The 1,048-nt window shown below is 44.0% G+C and carries 1 protein-coding gene; it reads left to right on the top strand.

Annotation, left to right across the window (positions count from 1 at the left end; all coding sequences use genetic code 11):
* Positions 1-204: 204 nt before the first annotated feature.
* Positions 205-963, top strand: a complete 759-nt coding sequence (locus tag ACR2PX_RS06085) for a hypothetical protein (RefSeq protein WP_433998469.1) — start codon at positions 205-207, stop codon at positions 961-963.
* Positions 964-1,048: the final 85 nt, after the last annotated feature.

Genomic DNA, 1,048 nt, shown 5'->3' with positions numbered 1-1,048 from the left:
AGGAGCGGTAATGCCAAGAGCGGTCTGAAACAGGTCTTCCATGTGAGCCTTCAGGTGAGTTCAATGGGGTGAGTGAAGTGGGTAAATATACATGGTTACCCACTCATTTTTCAAAAGAGCCAAAAATATCATGTCTTCCCCTCCAAAGTATTTAATTTTTCCGATGGTTCCTCCATTTTCTTTACCAGTGTTTATAACCAGGAAATGAATACTGCCTTAGCAGATTATAAGGAAGGGGATGAAGGGCAAATGATAGGGCTTTATGCCACCTGGGATGATCAGAAAAAGACTTATGTACTTTCAGATGATCAGCAGGCTTATCTTGTCATCCCTGAAGTTAATCCCATTTCAACAGGGGCGTCTGCTATCCGTTTAAGGGCTATGCCTACAAGGGAAACATTGCTCATTGATGTCTGCCTGCATGCAACTACTTTGGATTGTGAGCAATACAAGCTGGATAAAACGTCTTCAGATAAAGCCTACCGGACAACGGGGTCAGACAGTGAGGGCTATTCCTTTCAGGGGCCTGAATTTGCGCTGGTGAATTCATGGGCCAATATTTCACACCCTTTCATGTATTACATCGGCAAGAAGAATGGCTCTGTTTTTGTATTGCCGCTGAGTGCTTTCAAGAACAAATTTCCAACGGGCAGTCCGGTATTTGTGAATCAAGAGGATTCCAGAATGGCTGCACTGGATAAATCGTACGATTGCGAAGTGACGGTGCGAAATTTTGGCAGCAAAGGACAATATGCTTTCAGGCATTGCCAGACCCAGACTGTGAACAGTTGGGTTTCATTTAAACCTGTTGATCAAACAACCGGCTATCAGGAAGATATTGTCAGCTTTTTGAAGCAACGTGGCGTAGCCGATGCCATGACCAATGCCTCCAATATTCAGGTTAAAGACATCTTCATGGATGGTAACTATTCAGCACCCCCTGCTGGAAATGGGTGGTGCTGAAATGCTTACCGCACAAGGGGTAGAAAAAGCTGTCTGATCGTTTAGCTTTCTGAAAAAGGAGTTTTTGACGAAAAATGCACCTAAA

It is taken from the genome of Endozoicomonas sp. (assembly GCF_051008435.1).
Classification (GTDB): Bacteria; Pseudomonadota; Gammaproteobacteria; order Pseudomonadales; family Endozoicomonadaceae; genus Endozoicomonas_A.
This window is presented reverse-complemented; position numbering and strand designations above follow the sequence as displayed.